The 20,598-nt window shown below is 70.1% G+C and carries 18 protein-coding genes; 4 read left to right on the forward strand and 14 right to left on the reverse strand.

Going from position 1 to position 20,598, the window contains the following annotated elements:
• Positions 1–18 precede the first annotated feature (18 nt).
• Both hpnC and DY262_RS03090 read left to right on the forward strand, forming a co-directional pair.
• On the forward strand, positions 19–975 hold the full coding sequence (gene hpnC, locus DY262_RS03085) for a squalene synthase HpnC (protein WP_245980771.1): 957 nt from the start codon (positions 19–21) through the stop codon (positions 973–975).
• 147 nt (positions 976–1,122) lie between these two features.
• Positions 1,123–1,881, forward strand: coding sequence for an SDR family oxidoreductase (locus DY262_RS03090; protein ID WP_116957489.1), 759 nt, complete (start codon positions 1,123–1,125; stop codon positions 1,879–1,881).
• 85 nt (positions 1,882–1,966) lie between these two features.
• Here DY262_RS03090 and DY262_RS03095 read toward each other — a convergent pair whose 3' ends face one another.
• A complete protein-coding gene (locus tag DY262_RS03095) occupies positions 1,967–2,878 on the reverse strand; it encodes a LysR family transcriptional regulator (protein ID WP_116957490.1) in 912 nt (303 codons plus the stop codon).
• 114 nt (positions 2,879–2,992) lie between these two features.
• Here DY262_RS03095 and DY262_RS03100 point away from each other — a divergent pair, with 114 nt between their 5' ends.
• Entirely contained in the window at positions 2,993–3,868 is an 876-nt protein-coding gene (locus DY262_RS03100) for a pirin family protein (RefSeq protein WP_116957491.1), read from the forward strand.
• A 124-nt stretch (positions 3,869–3,992) separates the two neighbouring features.
• Positions 3,993–5,348, forward strand: coding sequence for a Kelch repeat-containing protein (locus DY262_RS03105; RefSeq protein ID WP_181936397.1), 1,356 nt, complete (start codon positions 3,993–3,995; stop codon positions 5,346–5,348).
• 42 nt (positions 5,349–5,390) lie between these two features.
• Here the strand turns inward: DY262_RS03105 and DY262_RS03110 are convergent, their stop codons facing one another.
• From DY262_RS03110 to DY262_RS03170, 13 genes are all read right to left on the reverse strand, one after another.
• Positions 5,391–6,485, reverse strand: a complete 1,095-nt coding sequence (locus tag DY262_RS03110; protein WP_116957493.1) for an enoyl-CoA hydratase/isomerase family protein — start codon at positions 6,483–6,485, stop codon at positions 5,391–5,393.
• 30 nt (positions 6,486–6,515) lie between these two features.
• Positions 6,516–7,541, reverse strand: a complete 1,026-nt coding sequence (locus DY262_RS03115) for a DMT family transporter (protein ID WP_116957494.1) — start codon at positions 7,539–7,541, stop codon at positions 6,516–6,518.
• A gap of 7 nt (positions 7,542–7,548) precedes the next feature.
• Positions 7,549–9,375, reverse strand: a complete 1,827-nt coding sequence (typA, locus tag DY262_RS03120) for a translational GTPase TypA (protein WP_116957495.1) — start codon at positions 9,373–9,375, stop codon at positions 7,549–7,551.
• The gene (gene truB, locus DY262_RS03125) at positions 9,372–10,346 is read right to left on the reverse strand and encodes a tRNA pseudouridine(55) synthase TruB (protein ID WP_116957496.1); all 975 of its coding nucleotides are present in this window, start codon (positions 10,344–10,346) and stop codon (positions 9,372–9,374) included. The genes typA and truB overlap by 4 nt, the downstream gene beginning before the upstream one ends.
• Before the next feature lie 2 nt (positions 10,347–10,348).
• Complete coding sequence (gene rbfA, locus DY262_RS03130; RefSeq protein ID WP_070398620.1) at positions 10,349–10,723, reverse strand: 30S ribosome-binding factor RbfA; 375 nt, start codon at positions 10,721–10,723, stop codon at positions 10,349–10,351.
• A gap of 27 nt (positions 10,724–10,750) precedes the next feature.
• On the reverse strand, positions 10,751–13,606 hold the full coding sequence (gene infB, locus DY262_RS03135) for a translation initiation factor IF-2 (protein ID WP_116957497.1): 2,856 nt from the start codon (positions 13,604–13,606) through the stop codon (positions 10,751–10,753).
• Positions 13,607–13,636: 30 nt separating this feature from the next.
• On the reverse strand, positions 13,637–15,136 hold the full coding sequence (gene nusA / locus DY262_RS03140) for a transcription termination factor NusA (protein WP_116957498.1): 1,500 nt from the start codon (positions 15,134–15,136) through the stop codon (positions 13,637–13,639).
• A 37-nt stretch (positions 15,137–15,173) separates the two neighbouring features.
• Positions 15,174–15,773 carry a ribosome maturation factor RimP gene (rimP, locus tag DY262_RS03145; RefSeq protein ID WP_116957499.1) on the reverse strand — a complete coding sequence of 200 codons (600 nt, stop codon included), beginning with the start codon at positions 15,771–15,773 and terminating at the stop codon, positions 15,174–15,176.
• A 132-nt stretch (positions 15,774–15,905) separates the two neighbouring features.
• Positions 15,906–16,130 (reverse strand): DUF2788 domain-containing protein, encoded by a 225-nt coding sequence (locus DY262_RS03150; protein ID WP_116957500.1) that lies wholly within the window; start codon positions 16,128–16,130, stop codon positions 15,906–15,908.
• A gap of 6 nt (positions 16,131–16,136) precedes the next feature.
• Entirely contained in the window at positions 16,137–16,883 is a 747-nt protein-coding gene (locus tag DY262_RS03155) for a DUF2189 domain-containing protein (protein WP_116957501.1), read from the reverse strand.
• Between the two features lie 50 nt (positions 16,884–16,933).
• Positions 16,934–18,538 carry an ABC transporter ATP-binding protein gene (locus DY262_RS03160; protein WP_116957502.1) on the reverse strand — a complete coding sequence of 535 codons (1,605 nt, stop codon included), beginning with the start codon at positions 18,536–18,538 and terminating at the stop codon, positions 16,934–16,936.
• On the reverse strand, positions 18,535–19,569 hold the full coding sequence (locus DY262_RS03165) for an ABC transporter permease (protein WP_116957503.1): 1,035 nt from the start codon (positions 19,567–19,569) through the stop codon (positions 18,535–18,537). Before DY262_RS03165 ends, DY262_RS03160 begins: the two co-directional genes overlap by 4 nt.
• Positions 19,569–20,594, reverse strand: a complete 1,026-nt coding sequence (locus DY262_RS03170) for a microcin C ABC transporter permease YejB (RefSeq protein ID WP_116957504.1) — start codon at positions 20,592–20,594, stop codon at positions 19,569–19,571. Before DY262_RS03170 ends, DY262_RS03165 begins: the two co-directional genes overlap by 1 nt.
• Positions 20,595–20,598: the final 4 nt, after the last annotated feature.

The following is a 20,598-nucleotide window of genomic DNA, read 5'->3' on the forward strand; positions in this document are numbered from 1 at the left end:
TTAGTAACCGAAATTCTAGTGCAAACCCCCCACCCCACCGACACCGCCCATCCCAGCGGGAATACGGGCACGGCCGCACCCGACACGGCGAAGGCGCCCCGCGGCGCCGCGCCACCCGGGGCATCGGCCGCCTTCGGCGCCTCGGTCGAGCACTACGAGAACTTTCCGGTGGCCAGCTGGCTCTGCCCCGCCCCGCTGCGTCCCGCGGTGGCCGCGCTCTACCGCTTCGCGCGCACGGCCGACGACATCGCCGACGAAGGCGAGGCCGACGCCACCACGCGCCTGGCCGAGCTGGCCGCCTACCGCGCGGCGCTGGACGAGGCCCTGGCTGGCCGCCCCGTGCCCCCGCGCTGGCAGGCCGTCTTCGCGCCCCTGGCCGCCGCCGTGCAGCGCCACGCCTGGCCTTCGGACCTGCTGCGCGACCTGATCAGCGCTTTCGAGCAGGACGTGCGCCACACCGCCAGCGGCCACCGCTACGCCGACACGGCCGAGCTGCTCGCCTACTGCCGGCTCTCGGCCAACCCGGTGGGGCGGCTGCTGCTGCACCTGTGGGGCGTGACCGACGCCGCCGCGCTGGAGCGCAGCGACCGCATCTGCAGCGCCCTGCAGCTGATCAACTTCTGGCAGGACCTGGGCGTCGACCTGTCGCGACAGCGCGTGTACCTGCCGGCTGACACGCTGCGCCGCCACGGCGTGGCGGTGGAGGACTTCCTGCCCGGCGCCAGCGCACGCGAACGCGAGCGCCAGGCCGTGGTGGCCGAGCTGTGCGCGCAGGCGCGTGGCCTGATGCAGATGGGCGCGCCGCTGGTGCACCAGGTTGGCGGCCGCGCCGGCTGGGAGCTGCGCCTGGTGGTGCAAGGCGGCCTGCGCGTGCTCGACCGCATCGCCGCCATCCAGCACCGCAGCTGGGCGCAGCGCGTCACCGTGGACAAGAGCGAGCTGCCGCGGCTGCTGTGGCGCGCGCTCTGGATGTGATCCGGGCCAGCGGCAAAGACCCCGCCGACGGATGGTCGTTCGCGGCGGTCACAAGCGGGGCACCGGCGCCGTCTTGGGCCTGAGGACGCCGCTTCGGCCTGCGCCGCGACCGCGGGTCCTCGCCATCCCCAGACACAAAGGACCCATATGAAAGTCGTGATCATCGGAGGCACCGGCCTCATCGGCCAACAGGTCGGCGCGCTGTTGCGCCAGGGCGGGCACGACGTGCTGGCCGCCGCCCCCTCCACCGGCGTCAACACGCTCACCGGAGACGGCCTGCCCGAGGCGCTGCGGGGCGCGCGGGTGGTGGTGGACGTGAGCAACTCGCCCTCGTTCGAGGCAGCGGCGGTCATGCACTTCTTCCAGACCTCCACGCGCCGGGTCCTGAGCGAAGCGACCGCGGCCGGTGTGCGCCACGTCGTGGCGCTGTCCGTCGTCGGCACCGATCGCCTGCGCGAGAGCGGCTATTTCCTCGCCAAGCTGGCGCAGGAACAGCTGATCCGCGACGGCGCCCTGCCCCACACCATCGTGCGCGCCACGCAGTTCCACGAGTTTCTCGGCGCCATCGCCGACGCCGCCACACGGGACGGGCGCGTGCACGCGCCCTCGGCGGGCATCCAGCCGATCGCCGCGTCCGACGTGGCCGCGGCCGTGGCGCGCGCCGCCACGGCCGAGCCCCTGAATGGCCTCACCGAGATCGCCGGCCCCCAGGCCTGGCCCATGGACGAACTGCTGCGGGACCTGCTGCGCCAGCGCGGCGATGGGCGCGAGGTCGTGACGGACGAGGGCGCGGGCTATTTCGGCGCGCCGCTCCAAACCGACTCGCTGCTGCCCGGCCCGGGCGCCTGGCTGGCACCGACCACGCTGCAGGCCTGGCTGGCCGCACGGGCCACGGCGTCGGCCTGAGGCCGCCGCGCGGACAGCACGCGAACAGGGCACGAGACGCCGCCAGGGCCGCACGGCCTTCGCCGCCGCGTCGCCCGCCCGTGGCTCAGTCCTCGCTCAGCGCGGCAAAGCGCTCGGCCAGGTGATCGATCAGGAGCCGCACCGCGGGCAACTGGCCGCGCCGCGAGGCGAACACCGCGTGCACGATCTCGCGCCGCGGTGCCCAGCCCGGCAGCACCGGCACCAGTTCGCCCGGCCCGAACTCGGCCGCCAGCATCATGCGCGGCAACTGCACGATGCCCACGCCCGCCACCGCCGCGGCGCGCAGCGCCAGCATGCCGCGCGTGACGTAGCGCGGCTGGTGCCGCACCTCGGCGCGCGCCCCGTCGGGGCCCTCGAGCACCCACTGATGCACCTCCTGCGGCTGGCCCAGGTCCATGCTCGGAAAACGCGCCAGGTCGCCGGGCCCCTGCGGGTGGCCCAGGCGCTCGATCAGCGCCGGGCTGGCCACCAGGCACTGGCTGCGCTCGGACAGCACGCGCATGGCCAGTTCGCTGTCCTCCAGCGGCGGCGGGCGCACGCGCACGGCCAGGTCGATGCCCTCGGCCACCACGTCCACGCGCCGGTTGGTCTCCTCCAGGTGCAGCTCCACGCGCGGGTGGCGCGCCAGGAAGTCGGCCAGCATGCCGCCCATGCGCGTGGCCAGCAGCGCCACCGGGCAGCTCATGCGAACCACGCCGCGCGGCTCGCCGCGCGCCACGGCGATGGACTCCTCGGCCGCCTCGGCCTCGGTCAGCATGGCGCGGCAGTGCGTGTAGTAACCGCGGCCCGCGTCGGTGACGGAGAAGCTGCGCGTGGAGCGCAGGATCAGCCGCGCGCCCAGGCGCTCTTCCAGCAGCGCGATGCGCCGGCTCAGGCGCGACTTCGGGATGCCCAGGGCGCGACTGGCCGGCGCGAAGCCGCCGTGCTCCACCACCTGGGCGTAGTAGCAGAGGTCGTTGAGATCGGGCAGCTTCATCGTTCCACCTATAGAACATTGCAACCGATTATCGCCATCTACCCAGGGCATCGTTCCACACATATCCTCTCACCATTCCCCGTTCCACCGGGGTGGTGTTCTCAGGAGAAGTCCATGCTCAAGCCGATCCAAGGGGTCTACAGCGCGCCCCGCCCGCACTGGGTGGGCGACGGTTTTCCCGTGCGCTCGCTGTTCAGCTACGGCGACCACGGCGCCCAGCTCAGCCCCTTCCTGCTGCTCGACTACGCCGGCCCGGCGCAATTCCCGCCCAGCGATCGCCCGCGCGGCGTGGGGGTGCACCCGCACCGCGGTTTCGAGACCGTGACCATCGTCTACGACGGCGAGGTGGCGCACCGCGACTCCACCGGCGCGGGCGGCACCATCGGCCCCGGCGACGTGCAGTGGATGACCGCGGCCTCGGGCATCCTGCACGAGGAGTTCCACTCGCCCGCGTTCACGCAGCGCGGGGGCCAGCTGGAGATGGTGCAGCTGTGGGTGAACCTGCCCGCGCGCAGCAAGATGGAGGCGCCCGGGTACCAGAACATCCTGGACGCGCAGATCCCCGGCGTGGACCTGCCCGAGGGCGCGGGCCGCGTGCGCGTGATCGCAGGCGCCTACCGCGGCCACGCCGGCCCGGCGCGCACGCACACGCCCATGGACGTGTGGGACGTGCGACTGAACCAGGGCAAGACCGCGCGCCTGCCGCTGATCAAAGGCCACACCGCCGCGCTGGTGGTGCTGGCGGGCACCGTGCTGGTCAACGGCGAGGCCGTGGCCCGCGAGGCCCAGCTGGTGCAGTTCCAGCGCGACGGTGACGCGCTGGAGATCGAGGCCAACACCGACGCCAAGCTGCTGTTCCTGGGCGGCGAGCCGATCGAGGAACCCGTGGTGGGCCACGGTCCCTTCGTGATGAACACGCGCGAGGAGATCGTGCAGGCCTTCCACGACTTCCAGAGCGGGCGCTTCGGTCGCCTGGCGGCGCCGGCCTGAACACGCCAGCGCAGGGAGCCGGCCATGCAACGCCGGCCCCGCGCGGGCACTGGGGCGACAGGGGGCGATCGGGCCGCCGATGGTAGATTCGGCCATGGCGTATTCGATTGCTCCCAATTCCATAGTGAAAAAGCGAACAGGCCCCGCGGCGTGGCTGCGGACCCTGGCCTTGTCGGCCGCGGCCCTGCTGGCCGCTTGCGGGGGCAATCACTCCGGCACACCCACTGCGACGGCCCTGACCTACGACACCCCAAGGGCGCTGTACGTGGTGGGCGAGTCCATTGCCACCAACCATGCGCGGCTCAGCGGCGGCTCCGCCAGCGCGTTCACCGTTTCGCCGGCCCTGCCCAGCGGGCTGACCCTCGACACGCTCACCGGCGCGATCACCGGCACGCCCACCGCGCTGCAGCGCGAGACCAGCCACACGGTCAGCGCCAGCCACCCCGCGGGCTCGGTCCAGACGCAGCTGCGCCTGACCGTCACGGGACGCGGCGCGTGGACATCCGTCGCGACCGTCCCGACGCCCCGCCACTACGCGACCCTGTCGCGCCTGCCCGATGGCCGCCAGTTGCTGGCGGGCGGTTATGCCCTCGGCGGCCCGTCCTCTGAGGCCGACATCTACGACCCCGCCAGCGGCAGCTGGAGCGCGGCGGCCCCCATGCTCGTCGCGCGCGCGGATCCGGCGGCCGTGGTCCTGGCCGATGGCAGGGTCCTGGTCTTCGGCGGCGATGCCGCCGGCTTCAGCACGCTGGCCAGCGCCGAGCTCTATGACCCGGTGGCCAATACCTGGACGGCCACGGGCAGCATGAACGAGGCGCGCACGCGGCACAGCGCGCGCGTGTTGACCGATGGCAAGGTCCTGGTCGTCGGCGGATTCCGCGGCCCGGCGCCCCTCAGCTTCTCGAGCACGGCCGAGGTGTACGACCCGGCCACCGGCACCTGGACCGTGCTGCCCACCCCCTTGTCTTCCGCCCGGGCGCAGCACGCGGCGCAGCTGCTGCCGGGCGGCACCACGCTGCTGGTCGCGGGCGGCGTCAACAGCGGGGGCTTCGTCACCTCGGCCGAGCTCTACGCGGTGGACGGCAGCGCCACCACGCCGATCGCCTTTGGCGGCAGCGGCAACGTCATGCTGTCGGTGCCATTGGACGACGGCAGCGTGCTCGTGACGAGCGATGCCGGCACGACGGCGTGGCGTTTCGACCCGCACACCTCGACCTGGACCCCGAGCACGCAAAACACCGGCCGGCTCCTGCCCACCATGACGCTGCTGGCCGACGGCCGCGTGCTGCTGGCGGGTGGCGCCGGCCAGACCACCGCCGAGATCTACAACCCGGACCTCAACGTCTGGACCAGCGCCGCCTCCATGGCCCATGTGCGCCAGGCCGCGGTGGCCAGTCGACTGGACAACGGCCAGGTGCTGGTGGTGAGCGGCTCTGTCGCCGGGGTCGAGGTCAACTCGACCGAACGCTACACCCCCTGACGGTGCGCAGGGCCCCGCGCCTGGCGCGTGGGCCCGCCGGCCTCAGCCCAACGAGCGCAGCGGGTGCGCGTGCGCCGGCCAGGGCGAGACGAAGAACGCGGCCACCTGCTCGGGCGTGACGTCCTCGATGCGCGCCGGGTTCCACTTCGGCGCGTGGTCCTTGTCGATGGCGAGCGCGCGCACGCCTTCCACCGTTTCGCTCGCCGCGCCCGGGCGCAGGTGGAAGCAGTGGCGCACCAGGTCGCGCTCCATGCGCAGGTCCTCGGCCAGGCCCACGCGGCGCGCGCGGCGGATCTGCTCCAGCACCACGTGCAGCATCAGCGGCGAGCGCTGGCGCAGCACCTGCAGCGTCTCCTTCGCCCACTCGCTGCCGCTGGCCCCCAGTGCGGCCACCATGGCGGACACCGAGCCCAGGCCGAAGACGGCGTTGACCTCGTCCACCGGCCAGGGCGCGGCGGGCGCCTGCGCCTGCAGGTGGCTTTCCACCCAGCGCTGCACGGCCTCGCCGTTCTCGAAGGGCGTGGCGCCCAGGCTGTCCCAGAGCTTGGGCAGGCGCTGCGATTCGATGTGGCCGTCGGCCAGGCCCGCGCTCAACGCCTCGCGGCCTTGCAGCATCCGGCCCGTGAGGCCCAGGTACTCGCCCAGGTGGCCCGCGCACCGGCTCAGGAAGTAGCCGCCGCCCACGTCGGGGAACAGGCCGATGTTGGTTTCGGGCATCGCCAGCTTGCTGCGCTCGGTCACCACGCGCAGGCTGGCGCCCTGGCTGATGCCCATGCCCCCGCCCATGCAGATGCCGTCCATGAAGGCGATGTAGGGCTTGGGGTAGGTGTGGATCAGGTGGTTGAGCGCGTACTCCTCGGTGAAGAAGTCCTCGAGCTCGGGGTTGCCGGCCAGCGCCGCCTGGTGGAAGAAGCGGATGTCGCCGCCCGCGCAAAAGGCGCCGAAGGGGCCCTCCTTGTTGACGCCGCGGATGGCCACGGCCAGCACCGCGGGGTCCTCGCGCCAGGCCAGCAGCGCGGCCGTGAGCCCGCGGATCATGCCCAGCGACAAGGCGTTCAGCGCCTTGGGACGGTTGAGCGTGATCAGGCCCACGCGGCCCTGCACTTCGGTGATCACGAGCGGTTCGGTCGAAGACATGCGGGTACTCCAGGCGGTGGTTGTTCTTCCTCAGGCGCCACGCGAGTCGCGGGCGTCGCGGGCGTCCAGGGTTTGTATGCGGGGCGTGCCGCTGCGCGAGCGCCAGCCCAGCAGCTCATTGGTGAGCAGCGCGCCGATGACCAGGCTGCCGCCGATCAGCACCTCGGCACCGGGCTCTTCTCCCGCACCCAGCCAGGCGAGCAGGATGCCGAAGATCACCTCCAACAGGGCCAGCAGCGACACCTCGGGCGCCTTGAGGGCGCGCGAGCAGACGACGACCAGCGCGCAGGGAATGGCGAGCTGCACCAGGCCCAGCAGCGCCAGCCAGGCGATGTCGCGGCCCGTGGCATCGAAGGGCAAGGCCATGGGCAGCGTGAACAAGGAAGAGATGAGCCCGCCGAGCAGCACCGAAGGCACGAGATCGATGTGCCGGCCCTGGGACTTGCCACGCTGCATCACCGTCCAGTTGATGGCGCCGGCAATGGGCACGCACAGCGCCACCAGCGAGCCGATCACCAGCGCGCTGGTGTCGATGTCGGGCCGGGCAAAGGCCTGCAGGAACTGGCTGCCGTACATGTAGACGATGCCCAGGCCCGCGACCACGATGGCGGCCCATGTCCGTGGCGCCAGCGTCTGACCGATGGTGAAGCGCGCCAGCAGCGCGGTGAACAGCGGCCCCGCCGCCATGATGACGAGTACGTTGGCCACGGTGGTGAAGGTCAGCGCCAGCATGAAGGCGGTGAACATCACGCTCCAGCACACACCGCTCATCCAGAATGCCCCGGACCCCGGCTGCATGCCCCAGTGGCGCTGCCATGGGCCCTGCCCTGGTTCGTCCTCGAGGCTGCCCGCCGCGCGGTCGGCCGAGCGCCACAGCGGCAGGATCACCAGCAGCGACAGCGCGGTGAAGGCGCTGCGCCAGAAGGTCACCTCGAAGCGAGCGGCCGATTCGAGCTGGCGCGCGACCACGCCGGCGATGGACCACATCAGGGTCACCGCGACCATCAGGAAGACCGCCTGCGTGTGCGTCAGGCGGCTCAGCAGGTGGAAGGGCATGGTCGGCTCAGGCGTCGCGTGACGCGCGCTTGCGCTCGTGCTCTTTGAGGAAGCGCTTGCGCAGGCGGATGCTCTTGGGCGTGATCTCGACCAGTTCGTCGTCCTCGATGAACTCGACGCCGTACTCCAGCGTGAGCTGGATGGGTGGCGTGATCTTGATCGCGTCTTCCTTGCCGCTGACGCGGAAGTTGGTGAGCTGCTTGGTGCGCGTGGCGTTCACCACCAGGTCGTTGTCGCGGCTATGGATGCCGACGATCATGCCTTCGTACACCGGGTCGTTGGCCTTGACGAACATGCGGCCACGGTCGTCGAGCTTGCCCAGGGCGTAGTTGAAGATCTCGCCGTCGTCCATGCTGATCAGCACGCCGTTCTTGCGGCCGGCGACCTCGCCCTTGTGCGGCTCGTAGCCGTCGAAGATGTTGGCGATCAGGCCCGAGCCGCGCGTGAGGTTGAGGAACTCGTTGCTGAAGCCGATCAGGCCACGCGCCGGAATGCGGTACTCCAGGCGCACGCGGCCACGGCCATCGGGTTCCATGTTGATGAGCTCGCCCTTGCGTTCGCCCAGGGCCTGCATCACACCGCCCTGGTGCTGCTCTTCCACGTCGGCCGTCACCAGTTCGATGGGCTCGTAGCGCTCGCCATTGATCTCCTGGAACACCACGCGCGGCTTGCTCACCGCCAGCTCGTAGCCCTCGCGGCGCATGTTCTCGATCAGGATGGTCAGGTGCAGTTCGCCGCGGCCCGAGACCTCGAAGATGCCGTCCTCATCGGTGTCCTTCACGCGCAGGGCCACGTTGCTCTGCAGCTCCTTCTGCAGGCGGTCCCAGATCTGGCGGCTGGTGACGAACTTGCCTTCGCGGCCGGCCAGCGGGCTGGTGTTGACGCAGAAGTTCATGGTCAGCGTGGGCTCGTCGACCTTGAGCATGGGCAGCGGCGCGGGGTTGGCCGGGTCGGTCAGGGTTACGCCGATGCCGATGTCTTCGATGCCGTTGATGAGCACGATGTCGCCGGGGCGGGCCTCGCTGGTCTGCACGCGGTCCAGGCCCTGGAAGGTCAGCACCTGGTTGACGCGGCCCTTGACGCTCTTGCCGTCGGGGCCTTCCATCACCAGCACGTCCATGGACGGCCTGAGCGTGCCGGCGTTGATGCGGCCCACGCCGATGCGGCCCACGAAGCTGGAGTAGTCCAGCGCCGAGATCTGCAGCTGCAGCGGCGCATCGGGGTCGCCTTCGTGCGCGGGCACGTGCTTGAGCACGGTCTCGAACAGGGCCGACATGTCCGGGCCCCATTGCTCACCCGCCGGGCCTTCCTCCAGCGAGGACCAGCCGTTGATGCCGGAGGCGTAGACCACGGGGAAATCGAGTTGCTCGTCGGTGGCGCCGAGCTTGTCGAACAGGTCGAAGGCGGCGTTGATCACCTTGTCGGGATTGGCGCCAGGCTTGTCCACCTTGTTCACCACCACGATGGGCTTGAGGCCCAGGGCCAGCGCCTTCTTGGTCACGAAGCGCGTCTGCGGCATCGGGCCTTCCTGGGCGTCGATCAGCAGCACCACGCCATCGACCATGGACAGCGCGCGCTCGACCTCGCCGCCGAAGTCCGCGTGGCCGGGGGTGTCGACGATGTTGATGTGCATGCCCTTCCAGCTCACGGCGCAGTTCTTGGCCAGGATGGTGATGCCGCGTTCGCGTTCGATGGCGTTGTTGTCCATCACGGTGTCGACGACTTTTTCGTGCTCGGCGAAGGTGCCGGACTGGCGCAGAAGCTGGTCGACCATGGTGGTCTTGCCGTGGTCGACGTGGGCGATGATGGCGATGTTGCGGATGGGTCTGCTCATGGTGCGGGTGCCTCGGTTTCGAGGATTTGCTGGATGTCGGTGGGGCTCAACAGGCGCCCCGGGATGAGTTCGCCGCCCTGGACGTGAGCGGTGCCCAGCAGGACGGTGGGCGTGGGGTCCGCGGGCGAAGGGCCGAAGACGGCCACGCGCTCGCGGTTGGGCCAGTCGCCGCGGCGGCGCACGCCGCTCAGGAAGCGCCCGGCATGCTCGGCGTCGAGCGCGATCCGTTCATGGCCCTCGAGCAGGGCCTCGACCGGCTTCAGGGCGCCCAGCCGCTCGGCTTCGCCCATCGCCTCGAGCGCGTCGAGCGTGACGGCGTCGGCCACGCCGAACGGCCCGGTGGCCACGCGGCGCAGCGCGATCAGGTGACCGCCGCAGCCCAAGGCCTCGCCGATGTCTTCGCCGAGCGTGCGGATGTAGGTGCCCTTGCTGCAGACCACGCGCAGGCGCAGCTGGGGGGCCTCGCCGTGCAGCTGCAGGTCGAGCAGCTCGATCTCGTGGATGCGCACGCGGCGCGGCTCGCGCGCCACGGTTTCACCCTCGCGCGCGTACTCGTACAGGGCCTTGCCATCCTTCTTGAGCGCGCTGTGCATGGGCGGCACCTGGTCGATCTCGCCCATGAAGCGGTCCAGCACCTCCACCACCTGGCCGGCGGAGCACGACACGGGACGGGTGTCGATGACCTCGCCCTCGGCGTCGGCCGTGCGCGTGCGCACGCCCAGTCGCACGGTGGTTTCGTAGGTCTTGTCGGCGTCCAGGTGCAGTTGGCTGAACTTGGTGGCCGCGCCAAAACACAGCGGCAGAACGCCTGTGGCCAGGGGGTCGAGCGTGCCGGTGTGGCCCGCCTTTTCGGCGCGCAGCAGCCACTTGGCCTTCTGCAAGGCCTGGTTGCTGGACAGGCCCAGCGGTTTGTCGAGCAGCAGCACCCCATGCACGGGGCGCCGTTGCACCCTCGTGCGTTGGCGCTGCATGGCTAGTCCTCGTTCTTGGAACGCGAAGCCACCGCCTTGGAAATCAAGGCGTTCATGTCGGCCGCGCGCTCGGTGGTGCGGTCGAACACGAAATGCAGCGTGGGCACGGTGTGGATGTGCAGGCGCTTGAACAGCGCGTTGCGCAGGAAGCCCGCCGCGGCGTTGAGGCCTTCGGCGGTTTCCTCGGGGTTGCCGGTGAGCAAGCTGAAGAACACCTTGGCGTGCGCGTAGTCGGGCGTGACCTCGACCGCGTTGAGCGTGACCATGCCCACGCGCGGGTCCTTCAACTCGCGCGCGATCAGCTCGGCCAGATCGCGCTGGATCTGGTCGGCCACGCGGTAACCGCGGTTGGGAACGGACGAGGCCTTGCGGGGCATGGTGTGTCTCTGGCTGGCTCGGGTGGATTACAGCGTGCGCGCCACTTCCTTGACCTCAAAGAATTCGAGCTGGTCGCCCTCTTTGATGTCGTTGTAGTTGCGCAGCTTGATACCGCACTCGAAGCCTTCCTTGACCTCGCGCACGTCGTCCTTGAGGCGCTTGAGCGACTCCAACTCGCCGGTGTGCACGACCACGTTCTCGCGCAGCAGGCGGTAGTGCGCGCTGCGCGTGACCATGCCCTGCGTGACCATGCAGCCCGCCACCGTGCCGATCTTGGACGCCACGAACACCGTGCGGATCTCGGCCATGCCGATGACCTCTTCGCGCTTCTCCGGCGCGAGCATGCCGGACATGGCGGCTTTCAACTCGTCCACCGCGTCGTAGATGATGTTGTAGTAGCGCAGGTCGACGTCGTTGCCCTCGGCCAGCTTGCGCGCGCCGGCATCGGCGCGCACGTTGAAGCCGATCACCACGGCGCCGGCCGCGATGGCCAGGTTGACGTCGCTTTCGCTGATGCCACCCACGCCCGCGTACACCAGCTGCACCTTCACCTCGTCGGTGGAGAGCTTGAGCAGCGAGGCGGCCAGCGCTTCCTGCGAGCCCTGCACGTCGGCCTTGATGATGATGGGCAAGGTCTTGACCTCGCCGGCGGCCATGTCCGCGAACATGTTCTCCAGCTTGGCGGCCTGCTGCTTGGCCAGCTTGGTGTTGCGGAACTTGCCGGCGCGGTAGGTGGCGATCTCGCGCGCGCGGCGCTCGTCGGCCATCACCATGAACTCGTCGCCCGCCTGCGGCACCTCGGCCAGGCCCTGGATCTCCACCGGAATGGAGGGGCCGGCTTCCTTGGTGGCCTTGCCGTTCTCGTCCAGCATGGCGCGCACGCGGCCCGAGGTCTGGCCCGCCAGCACCACGTCGCCCACCTTGAGCGTGCCGCTCTGCACCAGCACGGTGGCCACGGCGCCGCGGCCCTTGTCCAGGCGCGCCTCGATCACCAGGCCCTTGGCCATGGCGTCCACCGGCGCGGTGAGCTCCAGCACCTCGGCCTGCAGCAGCACCTGCTCGAGCAGGTCGTCGATGCCCATGCCGGTCTTGGCCGACACGGCCACGAAGGGCGACTCGCCGCCGAACTCCTCGGGCACGACCTGCTCGGCCACGAGCTCGGACTTCACGCGCTCGATGTTGGCCTCGGGCTTGTCGGCCTTGGTCATGGCCACCACGATCGGCACCTCGGCCGCCTTGGCGTGCTTGATGGCTTCCTTGGTCTGCGGCATCACGCCGTCGTCGGCGGCGCAGACCAGGATGACGATGTCGGTGGCCTGGGCGCCGCGGGCGCGCATGGCCGTGAAGGCCTCGTGACCCGGGGTATCGAGGAAGGTGACCATGCCGCGCGGCGTGTCGACGTGGTAGGCGCCGATGTGCTGCGTGATGCCGCCCGCCTCGCCCGCCGCTACCTTGCTGCGGCGGATGTAGTCGAGCAGCGAGGTCTTGCCGTGGTCCACGTGGCCCATGACGGTGACCACGGGCGCGCGCGGCTTGGCCTCGGCCTGCTGCTGCGACACCTCTTCGTCGGTGAAGGCCTCGGGGTCGTCCAGCGCGGCCACGACGGCCTTGTGGCCCAGCTCCTCGACCAGGATCATCGCGGTGTCCTGGTCCAGCGACTGGTTGATGGTGACCATCTGGCCCAGCTTCATCAACTGCTTGATCAGCTCGGACGACTTGACCGCCATCTTGTGCGCGAGCTCGGCGACCGTGATGGTCTCGGGCACGTGCACCTCGATCTGCTTGAACTCGGCCGGTGCCTGGAAGCTGCTCTGGCCGTCGCGCGAATCGCGCGAGTCGCCACGGCGGCCACCGCCACGCGGGCCGCTGCGCCAGTTGCCGCGGCCGGAGCTGGTGTCGCCACGGGTCTTGATTTCCTTCTTCTTGGCCGCGTCGTCCTTCCAGGTGGAGGACAGGTTCTCGGACTTGACCTCTTTCTTGCCGGCACCCGCGGCCGCGCCCGCCGCCGCACCGGCGGGGGCCTTGGCGACGGTGCCCGCGGGCTTGTGCAGCGTGCCCTTGAGGCCGGCCTTGGCGTCGGCCGGGGGCTCGGGCTTCTTCGCCACCAGGGTCTTGGCCGGCGCGGCCATCATGGCGCGGATGTTCGCGGCTTCGGCTTCGGCCTTGCGCCGGCGCTCCTGCAGGTCGGCGGCGCGCAGCTCTTCGGCCTTGCGTTCCTCGGCCGCCTTGTCGGCGGCGGCCTTGGCGGCGGCCTCCTTGTCCGGACCTTTGACCTTCACGGCCGTGGTCGCGGGCTTGGCCGGCGCCGCTTCTTCGACCGCCGGTGCCGCGACGGCGGCGGCGGCAGCTGCGGCGGCGGCAGCCGCTTCGCGTTCCTGCTTGGCGGCGGCTTCGGCGGCGGCCTTGGCCTCCTCGGCCTCGCGCGCGGCGCGCTTGGCGGCCAGCTCTTCTTCCTGGCGGCGGATCAGCTCGGCCTGGCGGCGCGCCTCTTCCTCGCGGCGGGCCAGTTCGCCTTCGTCGACCACGGGGGCGGCGGGTGCCGCCGGCTCCTCGGCCACGGCGGGCGCAGCCGTCGGCTCATCGTCGCGCTTGATGAAGGTGCGCTTCTTGCGCACCTCCACCTGGATGGTGCGCGCGCGGCCCATGGCGTCGGCCTGCTTGATCTCGGACGTGGACTTCTTGACCAGCGTGATTTTCTTGCGCTCGCCCCCGGCCGTGCCGTGCGCGGCCTTGAGGTGGCCGAGCAGCTGCTGCTTGTCCGTCTCGGTGATGGGGTCGGACGGCGTGGACTTGCGCACGCCGGCGGCCGCCAGCTGCTCCAGCAGCACGGCGGCGGGCTTGTTCAGTTCGGCGGCGAATTCGGCGACGGTATTACTGGTCATGTGTTCTGTGCTCCGTGGGCCTCCGGGTGATCAAGACTGGGACTGCGTTTCGTCACCGGTGAACCAGTGCGCGCGCGCCTGCATGATCAGCTCGGTGGCTTGCGCTTCCGACTGGCCCGTGATCTCGGTGAGTTCGTCCGTCGCGAGATCGGCCAGGTCGTCGCGGGTGTGGATGCCGGCCTCGGCCAGCTTGGCGATCAGCTCGGGCGTGAGGCCGTTCAGGTCGCGCAGGTCCTGCGAGACTTCCTCGACGCTTTCCTCGCGGGCGATCTCCATGGTCAGCAGCGCGTCCTTGGCGCGGGTGCGCAGCTCGTTGACCGTGTCTTCGTCGAAGGACTCGATCTCCAGCATCTCCTGCAGCGGCACGTAGGCCACTTCTTCGAGGCTGGTGAAACCCTCCTCGATCAGGATGTCGGCGATCTCCTGGTCCACGTCCAACTTGGACATGAACAGCGTGCGGATCGAGCTGGCCTCCTCGGCCTGCTTCTGGGCCGATTCGTCGGCCGTCATGATGTTGATGCGCCAGCCGGTGAGCTCGCTGGCCAGGCGCACGTTCTGCCCGCCGCGGCCGATGGCGATGGCCAGGTTCTCTTCGTCCACCACCACGTCCATGGCGTGGCGCTCTTCGTCGACCACGATGGAGACCACGTTGGCCGGCGCCAGCGCGCCGATCACGAACTGTGCCGGGTCTTCGGACCACAGCACGATGTCCACGCGCTCACCCGCGAGTTCGTTGGTGACCGCATTGACGCGCGAACCGCGCACGCCCACGCAGGTGCCGATGGGATCGATGCGCTTGTCGAAGCTGTGCACGGCGATCTTGGCGCGCGAGCCGGCGTCGCGGGCGCACTTCTTGATCTCCAGCAGGCCCTGCTCGATCTCGGGCACTTCCTGGCGGAACAGCTCGATCATGAACTCGGGTGCCGAGCGCGACAGCAGGATGGGCGCGCCGCGCAGCGTGAGGTCGACCTCCATGATCATGGCGCGCACGCGGTCGCCGGTGCGGAAGTTCTCCTTGGGGATCATCTCGCCGCGCTTGAGGCGGCCTTCCACGCGGCCGCTCTCGACGATGAGGTCGCCCTTGTCCATGCGCTTGACGGTGCCGACGAAGATCTTGTCGCCGCGCGACATGAAATCGTTGAGCAGCATCTCGCGCTCGGCGTCGCGGATCTTCTGCAGGATGACCTGTTTGGCGGCCATGGCGCCGATGCGGCCGATGGGCACGCTTTCCACCGGTTTTTCGATGTAGTCGCCCTCTTCGATGTCGGCGATCTCGTCGCGCGCGTCGGACAGCATTTCCTCGGCGTCGGGGTTCTGCAGGCCGGCCTCGTCAGGCACCACCAGCCAGCGGCGGAAGGTTTCGTAGGCGCCCGTGTCCGGGTCCATCGCCACGCGGATGTCGACCTCGCCCTTGTAGAGCTTCTTGGTGGCCGAGGCCAGCGCCTGCTCGACCGCGCCGAGCACCACGTCGCGCTCGACGTTCTTCTCGCGCGAGATGGCATCGATCAGCATCAACATTTCGCGGTTCATCGTTCAGCCCACCTTTCCAATCCAATACGGTCCGTTGTTATGTTCTGTCGGCCGGCTCGGCGCCCGCCTCGCCGGCAGTGCCCCGGCCCTTGAAGTTAACGATCGGCGCCAGCCGCGCCTGAGCGATTTCGTCGAGCGTGAAGCCCAGCGCCTGCAGCGGTGCGGGCTCGCGCTTCTTGCTCACGCGCTGGCCCGGCTTCACCGGCGGCTCGTCGCTCCAGACGATCTGCCAGCGCCCGTCGGCGGCGCGCTCCAGCGTGCCGCGGAATTTCTTGCGATTGGCCGACACGGCGCCATTGGCGCCCAGCGGCGCCTTGAGCGTGATGTCGATCACCTGGCCTTCGAAGCGCAGGAAGTCGTTCTCATGGCGCAGCGGGCGGTCGATGCCCGGCGAGCCGACTTCCAGGCGCCGGTAGTCCGTGCCCTCGACCTCCAGCGCGTACTGCATCTGGCGGGTGATGCGCTCGCAGTCCTCCACCGTGACGAAGCGCTCGGGCGGGCGGGGCTGGCCGTCGGCGGGAGGCTGCCAGGGCCAGTCCACCGTGACGCGCAGCAGGCCGCCGGCGGACCGTTCCAGGTCCACCAGGTCGAAGCCCAGCGCGGTGACGGTTTGCGCGACGGTGTCTTGCCAGCCCATGGTTGAAATGCATCAGGCCGGCATCGGTTTCCCGCCCGGCCAAAAAAAAAGGGCCGGTAAGTACCCGCCCAATTGGTCGTGAAGCGCGCATTGTAGCGCGCCAAACCTGGCCTAGCAAGCTGCGAGCCAGGCTCAGATGCCCAGCAGCCACTGGATCAGGCTCTTGGCCAGAAAACCCAGCATGCCGAAGGACAGCACCATGAACAGCACGAAGGTGCCGAAGCGCCCGGCCTTGGACTCCCGGGCCAGGTTGAACACGATGAACAGCATGTAGAGGATGAAGGCGCCGATGCCCACGGTCATGCCGAACTGGGCGATCTGCGCCTCGGTAAAGCCCCACAGGGTGCCGGTGGCCATGGCGCCTCAACGCTCCGCGTCGGCCAGCAACTCGCGCCCCGCGTGCCAGCTGGCGTGCGCCAGCCAGGGGATCGCCACCACCAGCCCGAGCATGGCCAGCCCCATGCCCAGGGCCACCAGGGCCGCGATCAGCACCGCCCACAGGGTGAGCGTGAGCGGGTGGCTGGCCACGGCGCGCCAGCTGGCGCCCACGGCGGTGTGCACCGGCACGGGCCGGGCCACCAGCATGGGCAGGGCCACCACGGTGCTGGCATAGACCGGCGCCGCCAGCAGCGCGCCCTGCAGCAGCCAGACCTCGAACAGCCCCGGCTCGGGCGCCAGCACCACGTAACGCAGGAAATCCAGGGGCTTTTCGATCGGCACCGGCGAGGCCAGGGTGATCAGCCCGGCCGAGGTGAGCACCCAGCCGGTGCCGGCCAGGGCCAGCAGCAGGCCGAAGCGCACCAGCCGCCCGTCGCCCGAGCGCCACAGGCCCAGCACCTCGGACAGCGGCGCGCGGCGCCCGGCCGCCAGGGCCTGGCTGACCACGTACAGGCCAGTGGCCAGGATGGGCGCGACGATCAGGAAGCCCGAGAACGCCCCCGCCAGCAACCAGAAGCGGTCGCGCGCCAGGGTCAGCAGCAGCAGGCCGAAGCCGGCGATCAGCGCGCCGTGCAGCAGGCCCGGCAGCGGCTGGGCCCACAGGTCGCGCCAGCCCAGGGCCAGCCAGCGCAGGCAGGAACGGGGGGTGATGGGCGGGATCGTCTCGGCCATGGCGTGCGGGCGATTCTGGGCTGAGGGCGCCGGCGCGGCACTGACCTGGATCAAGCCGCGGCCTGAACCAGCAGGCGCGTATAGGGGTGAGCGGGCGCGGCCAGCACCTGCAGCGCGGGGCCGCGCTCGACGATGGCGCCGTCCTTCATGACGATGACCTCGTGCGCCATGGCGCGGATCACGTCCACGTCGTGCGTGATCAGCAGGAAGCTCAGGCCCCGGTCGCGCTGCAGACGCTGCAGCAGGGCCAGCACCTGTTTCTGCACGGTCACGTCGAGCGCGCTGGTGGGCTCGTCGAGCACCAGCAGCTGCGGCTCCACGATGAGCGCGCGCGCGATGGCCAGGCGCTGGCGCTGGCCGCCGGAGAACTCGTGCGGGTAGCGCTGCAGCCAATCGGCGCCGCGCTGCGGGTCATCGACCAGCCCCACCTCGGCGAGCAGCGCGCTCACGCGCTCCCGGCGCGCGGCGGCCGACAGGTCCGGCCGGTGCACCGCCAGCCCCTCGCCCACGATCTGCTCGATGGTCAGGCGCGGCGAGAGCGAGGAGAACGGGTCCTGGAACACCACCTGCACGCGCTGGCGCAGCTCACGCAGGCGCTTGTCGCGCCTGGCCTCGGCCCACCCGCTGCCGGTCACGTCCAGCCGGCCCTCGAACGGCAGCAGGCCCAGCGCGGCCAGGGCCAGGGTGCTCTTGCCCGAGCCCGATTCGCCGATCACCCCGAGGGTGCCGCCCGCCGGCACGGCCAGGTCGGCGCCCTGCACCGCCGTGAACGCCCCCTTGCGGAACCAGCCTTTGAAGCCTGGCAGGGGCACGGGATAGCTCACGCGCAGGCCCTCGGCGCGCATCACCGGCGCGGCGCCGGCCGGGGGCTCGACCACGGCGCGCTCGGGCTGGCTGGCCAGCAGCTTGCGGGTGTAGGCGTGCTGCGGGCGCTGAAACACCTCGGCCACGCTGCCCTGCTCCACCAGCTGGCCCTTCTCCATCACCGCCACGCGGTCGGCGAAGCGGCGCACCAGGTGCAGGTCGTGCGTGATGAGCAGCACCGCCATGCCGTGCTGGCGCTGCAGGTCCGACAGCAGCGCCAGTATCTGGCCGCGCAGGCTCACATCCAGCGCGGTGGTGGGTTCGTCGGCGATCAGCAGCCTGGGCCGGCTGGCCAGGGCCATGGCGATCATGGCGCGCTGGCGCTGGCCGCCGCTGAGCTGGTGCGGGAAGGCGTCGACCCGGCGCTCGGGCTCGGGAATACCGGTGGACGCCAGCAGCTCCACCGCCCCGGCCCGCGCCTGGCGCGGCGTCAGGCCGCGCTTGAGCTGCAGCACCTCGCCGATCTGGTTGCCCACGCTGTAGAGCGGGTTGAGCGCGGTCATGGGCTCCTGGAAGATGACCGCCACCTCGTCGCCGCGCACCCCGCGCAGCTCGCGCTCGCCCAGGGCCAGCAGGTCGCGCCCGCCCAACAGGGCCCGGCCCGAGACCTCGGCGTTGACCACCAGCCTGAGCAGCGACAGCGCCGACACCGTCTTGCCCGAACCCGACTCACCCACCAGCGCGAGCTTCTCGCCCTCGGCGATGGTGAAGCCGACGCCGTGCACCACCGGCTGGCCGCCGAAGGCGATGCGCAGGTCCTGCACGTCCAGCAGTGCCGGTCGTTCGCTCATCGGTCGGCCTTTCGGGGATCCAGCGCGTCGCGCAGCGCGTCGCCCATGAAGGTGAGCAGCAGCAGGGTGAGCACCAGCACGCCGAAGGTGGACAGCGAGATCCACCAGGCGTCGATGTTGTTCTTGCCCTGGCTCAGCAGTTCGCCCAGCGAGGGCGTGCCGGGCGGTACACCCAGGCCCAGGAAGTCCAGCGAGGTGAGCGCCAGGATGGCCGCGCTCATGCGGAAAGGCAGGAAGGTCACCACCGGCGTCAGACTGTTGGGCAGGATGTGGCGCCACATGATCTGCACATTGCTCAGGCCCATGGCGCGCGCGGCGCGCACGTAGTCGAGCTGGCGGTTGCGCAGGAACTCGGCGCGCACGTAGTCGGACAGGCCCATCCAGCCGAACAGGCTCAGCAGGACCAGCAGCAGGCCCACGCTGGGCGCGAACACAGCCGAGAAAATGATGAGCAGGTACAGCTCGGGCATGGCGCCCCAGATTTCGATGAAACGCTGGAAGGCCAGGTCCGTCTTGCCGCCGAAGAAGCCCTGGATGGCGCCGGTGAGCACGCCCAGCAGCACACCGATGACCGTGAGCGCCAGCGCGAACAGCACGCTCACGCGAAAGCCGTAGATGAGCTGGGCCAGCAGGTCGCGGCCGCGGTCGTCGGTGCCCAGCCAGTTGGCGGCGCTGGGTCCCGAGGGGTTGGGCTTCTCGGCGAAGTAATTGATGGTTTGCGAGCCGTAGGGATTGGGCGCGTAGAGGGCCCAGTTGCCGCCCCGGGTGATCTGCTCGCGGATGAACGGGTCGAGGTAGTCGGCGGCGGTCTGGAAGTCGCCGCCGAACACGGTCTCGGGCAGGTCCTGCACGATGGGGAAATAGGTCTTGCCCTCGTAGCGCACGACCAGCGGCCGGTCGTTGGACAGCACCTCGGCGAACAGGCTGGCCACCACCAATGCGCCAAACAGCAGCAGGCTCCAGTAGCCCAGGCGGTTGCGCCTGAAGCGCTGCCAGGCGCGCCGGCCGGGGCTCAAGGAAACCGCTGCCATCAGTCGAACTTCACGCGCGGGTCCACCCACACGTAGCACAGGTCGGAGATCAGCTTGGTCACCAGGCCGATCAGGGTGAACAGGAACAGCGTGCCCAGCACCACCGGGTAGTCGCGGCGGATCACGCTCTCGTAGCTCAGCAGGCCCAGGCCGTCGAGCGAGAACAGGGTCTCGATGAGCAGCGCGCCGGTGAAGAAGGCCCCGATGAAGGCGGCCGGGAAACCCGTGACGATGGGGATCAGCGCGTTGCGGAACACATGCTTCCACAGCACCTGGCGCTCGCCCAGGCCCTTGGCCCTGGCGGTCATCACGTACTGCTTGCGGATCTCCTCCAGGAAGGCGTTCTTGGTCAGCATCGCGATGACGGCGAAGCTGCCCAGCACCATGGCCGTGACCGGCAGGGTGATGTGCCACAGGTAGTCCACGATGCGCGCGCCCCAGCCCAGCTCGTCCCAGTTGGCCGAGGTGAGGCCGCGCAGCGGGAACCACTGCAGCTGCCCGCCAAAGACCACCAGCAGCGCCACACCCAGTACGAAGCCCGGGATGGCGTAGCCCACGAGCACGATCAGCGTGCTGACCAGGTCGAAGCGCGTGCCGGCGCGCACCGCCTTGGCCACGCCCAGCGGCACGGCCACGCCATAACTGATGAGGAAGGTCCACAGCCCCAGGCTGATGGACACCGGCAGCTTCTCGGCGATGAGTTGGGACACCGGCTTGTTCTGAAAGAAGCTGGTGCCCAGGTCGAAGCGCGCGAAGCGGCCGATCATCTCGACGAAGCGCTGGTGCGCGGGTTTGTCGAAACCATAGAGCGCCTTGATCTGCTCGATGCGCTGCGGGTCCACGCCCTGCCCGCCACGGTACAGGGCACCGCCTTCAGCGCCCGTGCCACCCGCGGCGCGCGCCTCGGCCAGGTACTGCTCCACCGGACCGCCGGGCACGAACTGGATCACCACGAAGGTGATCAGCAGCACGCCGAACAGCGTGGGCAGCATCAGCAGCAGGCGTTTGAGGATGTAGGCCCACATGGCG

It is taken from the genome of Hydrogenophaga borbori (genome assembly GCF_003417535.1).
GTDB lineage: Bacteria > Pseudomonadota > Gammaproteobacteria > Burkholderiales > Burkholderiaceae_C > Hydrogenophaga > Hydrogenophaga borbori.

What these genes read in the sequence shown, in the direction of transcription:
- DY262_RS03090 (WP_116957489.1), top strand. Translation starts at nt 1,123, where the DNA reads ATGAAAGTCGTGATCATCGGAGGCACCGGCCTCATCGGCCAACAGGTC.
- DY262_RS03095 (WP_116957490.1), bottom strand. Translation starts at nt 2,878, where the DNA reads ATGAAGCTGCCCGATCTCAACGACCTCTGCTACTACGCCCAGGTGGTG.
- DY262_RS03100 (WP_116957491.1), top strand. Translation starts at nt 2,993, where the DNA reads ATGCTCAAGCCGATCCAAGGGGTCTACAGCGCGCCCCGCCCGCACTGG.
- DY262_RS03110 (WP_116957493.1), bottom strand. Translation starts at nt 6,485, where the DNA reads ATGTCTTCGACCGAACCGCTCGTGATCACCGAAGTGCAGGGCCGCGTG.
- DY262_RS03115 (WP_116957494.1), bottom strand. Translation starts at nt 7,541, where the DNA reads ATGCCCTTCCACCTGCTGAGCCGCCTGACGCACACGCAGGCGGTCTTC.
- typA (WP_116957495.1), bottom strand. Translation starts at nt 9,375, where the DNA reads ATGAGCAGACCCATCCGCAACATCGCCATCATCGCCCACGTCGACCAC.
- truB (WP_116957496.1), bottom strand. Translation starts at nt 10,346, where the DNA reads ATGCAGCGCCAACGCACGAGGGTGCAACGGCGCCCCGTGCATGGGGTG.
- rbfA (WP_070398620.1), bottom strand. Translation starts at nt 10,723, where the DNA reads ATGCCCCGCAAGGCCTCGTCCGTTCCCAACCGCGGTTACCGCGTGGCC.
- infB (WP_116957497.1), bottom strand. Translation starts at nt 13,606, where the DNA reads ATGACCAGTAATACCGTCGCCGAATTCGCCGCCGAACTGAACAAGCCC.
- nusA (WP_116957498.1), bottom strand. Translation starts at nt 15,136, where the DNA reads ATGAACCGCGAAATGTTGATGCTGATCGATGCCATCTCGCGCGAGAAG.
- rimP (WP_116957499.1), bottom strand. Translation starts at nt 15,773, where the DNA reads ATGGGCTGGCAAGACACCGTCGCGCAAACCGTCACCGCGCTGGGCTTC.
- DY262_RS03150 (WP_116957500.1), bottom strand. Translation starts at nt 16,130, where the DNA reads ATGGCCACCGGCACCCTGTGGGGCTTTACCGAGGCGCAGATCGCCCAG.
- DY262_RS03155 (WP_116957501.1), bottom strand. Translation starts at nt 16,883, where the DNA reads ATGGCCGAGACGATCCCGCCCATCACCCCCCGTTCCTGCCTGCGCTGG.
- DY262_RS03160 (WP_116957502.1), bottom strand. Translation starts at nt 18,538, where the DNA reads ATGAGCGAACGACCGGCACTGCTGGACGTGCAGGACCTGCGCATCGCC.
- DY262_RS03165 (WP_116957503.1), bottom strand. Translation starts at nt 19,569, where the DNA reads ATGGCAGCGGTTTCCTTGAGCCCCGGCCGGCGCGCCTGGCAGCGCTTC.
- DY262_RS03170 (WP_116957504.1), bottom strand. Translation starts at nt 20,594, where the DNA reads ATGTGGGCCTACATCCTCAAACGCCTGCTGCTGATGCTGCCCACGCTG.